The organism is Marisediminitalea lipolytica (assembly GCF_001758465.1).
Classification (GTDB): domain Bacteria; phylum Pseudomonadota; class Gammaproteobacteria; order Enterobacterales; family Alteromonadaceae; genus Alteromonas; species Alteromonas lipolytica.
Window position 1 is genome coordinate 1 of the sequence record NZ_MJIC01000018.1, and the last position, 876, is coordinate 876.

General features: G+C 58.4%; 1 protein-coding gene. It reads right to left on the reverse strand.

Annotation, left to right across the window (positions count from 1 at the left end; translation table 11 throughout):
- On the reverse strand, positions 1-876 hold an 876-nt coding region (locus BFC17_RS22665; protein ID WP_175439607.1), incomplete at both ends, for a DUF11 domain-containing protein.

Below are 876 nucleotides of genomic sequence, written 5' to 3' on the forward strand. Positions count from 1 at the left end.
GTGGCGGCATCCGGCCCGGTGTTGGAGACGGTCAGGGTAAAGCTGACGTTATCACCTAGGTTCGGGGTGGCGTTATCCACGGATTTAGCCAGGGCTAAATCGATCGCCTGGGCATCCACGGTCGCGGAATCGGTATTATCTGAACTGTCCAGCTCGGTTTGATCGGCGGTCACGCTGGCAATGTTGGTCACCGCACTGCTGTCGGTGGTGGTCGCCACAATTGTCAACGTGGCGCTGGCACCACTGGCGAGACTGCCCACGGTCCATAGTCCGGTGGTGGCGTTATAACTGCCATCACTGCTGACAAAGGTAAACCCGGCTGGCAGTGGGTCAGTCACCACCACATTGGTGGCGGTATCCGGCCCCGTGTTGGCTACGGTGAGGGTGAAGCTGACATTATCCCCCAGGTTCGGTGAGGCATTGTCCACGGTTTTGCTTAACGCCAAATCAATGGCCTGGGCATCCACGGTGGCCGAATCGGCATTATCCGAACTGTCCAGCTCAGTTTGATCGGCGGTCACGCTAGCAGTGTTGGTCACCGCACTGCTGTCGGTGGTGGTGGCGACAATCGTCAACGTAGCAGTCGCGCCGCTGGCCAGTGAACCTACGGTCCATAAGCCCGTGGTGGCGTTGTAGCTACCGTCTGAGCTCACAAAGGTAAAGCCCGCGGGTAACTGATCGGTCACCACCACATTGGTGGCGGCATCCGGTCCCGTGTTCGACACGGTCAGGGTAAAGCTGACGTTATCCCCCAGGTTCGGGGTGGCGTTATCCACGGCTTTGCTCAGGGCTAAATCAATCGCCTGAGCATCAACGCTCACCGAATCCGTATTATCGGAGTTATCCAACTCGGTTTGATCGGCAGTGACCGAGGCG